The following is a 4901-nucleotide window of genomic DNA, read 5'->3' on the forward strand; positions in this document are numbered from 1 at the left end:
GGTGATGAAGAAAGTGAAAAAATACAGATTTTAAAGAAGGCATTAACATCTGATGAAGCAAGAGATTTTATAAATAATGAGTATAAAGGAACTATAATTCCTATATTTTAGACTATAGTATATTTATCTAAAAATATATAAAAATCGAAGTTGTGTAGTATATAGATTAAATGATGAAGTTAATTTGTATAAGTTAAAAAAGACTGGATATAATTTTAAAATTATATCCAGTCTTTTTTGATATAAGTATTTTATATTTTATAAGTATTTTGGACAAATTATAATAGCAATCTATAAATTTGAAGTGTTTTAACGATATGTTGGTTAAGAAAAATAAATTTTAAATAATATAAAAAAATTAAATGTAGATACTAATATTAAATAATTTGTTAGGGAGGATGAGGATGCGAGCACTATTATTTAGAATCATTTACTTTTTTGTATTTTTCGGAACATCTACTATAGCTGGTATGTTAATTCCATTTTTACAGTATAAAGGATTTGATCCTATACAAACAGGAAGTTTAATTAGCTTATTTACATTAAGTGGTCTAGTGGGACTTTTTTCCATTGGATATTTTTGTGATAAGCTTAAAACTATAAAAAAAGTACTATTTCCATCACTTATAGTAACGACTATAACTGGAGCTATAGCAATTTTATTTAATAAAGGTGTAGTATTTTACATAGGATTTTTTTTAATGGGATTGTTTAATTCTATGTTAGGACCTCTTTGTGATAGTTGGATTATGGAAAGTAGCAATGATATAAAATCAAGATTTGGACAATTAAGAGCTTTTGGTTCTGTAGGATGGGCATTTGGAGTTTTAATTGTAGGTTTTGTTATTTCAAATTTAGGATATAAATATGTAACCTTTATATATATAGGATCGCTTTTAGTTGGAATATTTTGTGCATTTAGATTAAAGGATGTAGTTAAAAGTTGTGAAGGAAGTATAAGTTTTAAACCTTTATTAACAAATAAAGATTATATATTTACAGTAGTTACACTTTTAATTATATGTATAGGATTTAGAGGATATTTACAATTAGTTCCTTATGGAATAACAAGAATTGGAGGAAATACATCAGACTTAGGTATATACAATTTTATATGTTCCGTAAGTGAAATAGCAATGCTAATACTTTGTGGTAAGATAATGCATAAACTAAGTCCAGATAAATTGCTTATATTATCTCCTATAGTAATATTTATACAAATGTCAGTACTTTATTTTATACATAATATTTATGCTATATATTTAAGTGGATTACTTCAAATATTTACATATCCAATTATTCTTATGGTAGGAAGAACTATGATAGATAGGGTATGTCCTGAAAATTTAAAAACAACTTCTCAGCTTATGGGATTTGCTATGTTTAATAGCTTAGGCGTTATTATTGGTTCTTTTGTAGTTGGTTTTTTAATAGAGTATTTAAAAATTGATAGAGCTATTCTTATTATGATGGCAGTGGCGATTCTAGGGGTTTTATGCGCCATACTTTATGATAGAAAAACAAAGGATAAGACAATATAATAAAATATTTATAGATTATTTTAGAAATTTTATAAAAAAAATATATAATGAATTTAAAATATATAAAATTATACTAAAATAATTATAAACATAAATAGTAATTTCCTTGGACAAATCTACCAATAATAAGTTTTAGGAGGATATATTATGTTATTTGAAAATGTGAAATTTAAAATAGAATATATAGAAGAATGTATAGATAATGATGCTAATAGAAGTTTTATATTTACTGTAGATATAAAGGATTTTGATACTCCAACATTAAACTTAGTTTATGATTTAGAGGAAGATATTATAGTTAAAACTTATATAGATGAACAATTTGAAAATATTCCTAAAAGTCATGTTGTATATAAAATGTTTAGCTTAATTGAATATGAAGTGATTGAAATCATAAGGTTTATGATAGATCATATGTAGCTTGTATTTATTTTAAGATTTATTTTTATAAAGAGCTTATACAAAAATTTATTTTGATACTAAGTACAAAAAGGAATATAGCATTATTAAATATGCTATATTCCTTTTTTACGATTAAGGATATTATAATATTTAAAAAAATGTGGATAACTTCTGAATGTAAGTAATATCAATCAACTGGTTTTGAGCGTAAAAAAGATTTTGAGCAACGGACGAAGTCGTTGGCGACATGAGCGAAGCGAATTTTTTATTTATAAATGTAATTAATAAAAATTTTATGCTATCTTTATTTTATTGATGTAACAATATATCCTAAATCTGATATTACAGCTTTTATATGTTCATCAGATACATTATTATCAACTTCAACTGTAGCACACTTGTTTTCTAGGCTTACATCTATTATTTTAACTCCTTGAATATCTTCAGTTAGAGCTTCTTTAACATGATTTACACAATGCCCGCAGCTCATACCTTCTATTCCTATTCTTTTTCTAGTCATATGTAATTCCTCCTTATATAATATATAAATATTATTCCATTTAATAAAAATTTTATAGATATAAATGTTTAATGAGAAGATTAGTTAAGTTAGATTTTAAAGGTAACAATATAAATCAGATGACATAATATATAAAAATAGTATATTTAGAGGGGGAGGGGAAATCTAAATGGATTGCTTTAAAATAGAGGAAAATAAAGGATTAATTAGGTATTTGAATGTTCTACCTTCACAACAAGCAGTTGATATATATGTTGATAATAAACTTTTATACTCAGATATAAAATATAAAGACTTTACACCATATGTATATATGGAAAATAGACCATATAAAATTGACATAAATGAAGCTGGTACAAAAAATATATTAATAAAAACAACATTTAGATTACCAGATGAAAACTTATTTACATTAGCTATTACAGGAAATGTAGGCCAAGAAGCTTTAATAATTGTAGATGAGGATGTAGAACAAAAAACATCAAATACTCAAGCAGTACAGAGATTTATTAACCTATCACCAGACTTACCAATAGCAGATGTTTTTTATAATGATAAGCCCGTAGTAGACGATATAGACTATAGAGATCAAACACTATACGAATATTTAGACCCAGGACAATATACTGTATCAGTAAGAGGTAACTTAACTGGAAATGATATAGTGACATCAAATATTCAATTTAAACCTGATAGAATATATTCAATATATATAATTGGAAATCCACCTAATATAGAACTTCTACAATCAGTAGATGGAAATACTTATGCATGTCCACAATAGATATATAATAAAAATAAAGCTGTATTAACTTATATACAGCTTTATTTTTTACGTATGAGTAAATTATATGATAAAAAATTATGTGAATAAAAGAAATATAAGTAGTTGTATAATAGTAAAAAGATTTTTAGCAAATTAAAATTTAAGCTGTAAATACTAAATATCCCATATATCCAAAGTATAGCAATGATAAAGTTATACTTTCAAACTTACTAATATCATTTTTTCTATATGCATAGAAATAAACTAATACCGTAGATAAAATCATTATAGCACCGTCTATTATTAATTTAGGATCTACTGTCATAGGAGAAATTAAAGCTGAAGCACCAATAACAAATAGTATGTTAAATATATTAGAACCTATGACATTACCTAAGGCTAAATCACTTTCCCCTTTAGTAGCAGCTATAACTGATGTTACAAACTCTGGAAGAGAAGTACCGATTGAAACTACTGTAAGGCCGATTAGTTGGTCACTAACACCAAAGCTACTAGCAATATCTGATGCTGAATTTACAACTAAGTTTCCACCAAATATTATTGCTGCTATACCTATTATTGAGATTAATATAGATTTAATCATAGTATTATTTTTTTCTATAGCTTTAACATTGCTCACATCAATATCAACAGAAGTTTCTGGATCACATAAATTTTCTTTTCTATTTTTCATAGCAGAATTTATTAGGTAATATAAGAATACTGCGAATAAAATTAATAAAATTATACCATCCATACGACTTATAATATTAATAGAAGAGTTAAAAAGTAAAGAGTCTAAAGATAATATAACTAAGATTATAGATGTTAAAAGAACAAATGGAAATTCTCTAGATAATATTGATTTTTCAACCAATAAAGGTTTTATAATACCAGATGCACCGATAACCATTAATAAGTTAAATATATTAGAACCGATAACATTACCTATTGCCATACCATTTTGACCATTTACAGAAGCTGTAATACTTACAGCGGCTTCTGGAGCACTTGTTCCAAATGCAACTATTGTAAGTCCTATAATCAGTGATGGAATTCTTAGTTTTTTTGCTATGCTTGAAGAGCCATCAACAAAGTAATCTGCACCTTTAACAAGTAAAATAAAACCAATTACTAATAAAATATAATTCAAAATTCATACCTCCAAATTTATTTTTATAATTAAAAAAGACCCTCTAAAATAGAAAGATATAAAAATATCTAACTATTTTGAAGGTCTTGCTATCAAGTATAAAAACTTGTTAATCAACCGAGTGATTTTAAACACTGAAATGACGACTGATTAACACTAAAAGTGTAAGCTACTCCCCTTCAGGGATTTAATTAATTATATAATAATTATATGATTAAGGATACAAAAAGGCAACAAAATTTTGAAAATTTAAATATATAATTTTGTTTGATGAATCAACAGGAGCACTTTGTACAAAAATAAGTGTGCAAATAATTGAGTTAATAAAGATATAGCAAAAGATAAACTAGGAAGTTTAAGATAGGAGTATTAGCTCCTACTTTCATGTATTAATTAGAATATCACAAAAATATTTTTAATTATCAACCATAAAATATAAGAATTAGTCATGAAATTTATAATATTGGAAAAGATAATTCTAATATAGTTATTAAAAATAAACTAAAAATAGTTAGGAGT

General features: G+C 25.1%; 5 protein-coding genes. 3 read left to right on the forward strand and 2 right to left on the reverse strand.

What is annotated here, in order from left to right:
• Positions 1 to 404: 404 nt before the first annotated feature.
• Positions 405 to 1541: an MFS transporter gene (locus Q5F54_RS10585; RefSeq protein WP_302334400.1), complete on the forward strand. Its 1137-nt coding sequence runs from the start codon at positions 405 to 407 to the stop codon at positions 1539 to 1541.
• Positions 1542 to 1688: 147 nt separating this feature from the next.
• Positions 1689 to 1961: a hypothetical protein gene (locus tag Q5F54_RS10590; RefSeq protein ID WP_288524037.1), complete on the forward strand. Its 273-nt coding sequence runs from the start codon at positions 1689 to 1691 to the stop codon at positions 1959 to 1961.
• A 286-nt stretch (positions 1962 to 2247) separates the two neighbouring features.
• Here the strand turns inward: Q5F54_RS10590 and Q5F54_RS10595 are convergent, their stop codons facing one another.
• Positions 2248 to 2463: a heavy-metal-associated domain-containing protein gene (locus Q5F54_RS10595; protein ID WP_302169619.1), complete on the reverse strand. Its 216-nt coding sequence runs from the start codon at positions 2461 to 2463 to the stop codon at positions 2248 to 2250.
• Positions 2464 to 2632: 169 nt separating this feature from the next.
• Between Q5F54_RS10595 and Q5F54_RS10600 the strand changes: the two genes are divergently transcribed.
• Complete coding sequence (locus Q5F54_RS10600; protein WP_071121024.1) at positions 2633 to 3247, forward strand: DUF4397 domain-containing protein; 615 nt, start codon at positions 2633 to 2635, stop codon at positions 3245 to 3247.
• Positions 3248 to 3389: 142 nt separating this feature from the next.
• Here the strand turns inward: Q5F54_RS10600 and Q5F54_RS10605 are convergent, their stop codons facing one another.
• Positions 3390 to 4382 (reverse strand): calcium/sodium antiporter, encoded by a 993-nt coding sequence (locus tag Q5F54_RS10605; protein WP_071121023.1) that lies wholly within the window; start codon positions 4380 to 4382, stop codon positions 3390 to 3392.
• Positions 4383 to 4901: the final 519 nt, after the last annotated feature.

The sequence above is a fragment of the uncultured Romboutsia sp. genome (assembly GCF_958366745.1).
Lineage (GTDB): Bacteria > Bacillota > Clostridia > Peptostreptococcales > Peptostreptococcaceae > Romboutsia > Romboutsia timonensis.

Excerpts from the sequence above, each read along its gene's own strand:
- Q5F54_RS10600 (WP_071121024.1), top strand. The coding sequence starts at position 2,633 with ATGGATTGCTTTAAAATAGAGGAAAATAAAGGATTAATTAGGTATTTG.
- Q5F54_RS10585 (WP_302334400.1), top strand. The coding sequence starts at position 405 with ATGCGAGCACTATTATTTAGAATCATTTACTTTTTTGTATTTTTCGGA.
- Q5F54_RS10595 (WP_302169619.1), bottom strand. The coding sequence starts at position 2,463 with ATGACTAGAAAAAGAATAGGAATAGAAGGTATGAGCTGCGGGCATTGT.
- Q5F54_RS10590 (WP_288524037.1), top strand. The coding sequence starts at position 1,689 with ATGTTATTTGAAAATGTGAAATTTAAAATAGAATATATAGAAGAATGT.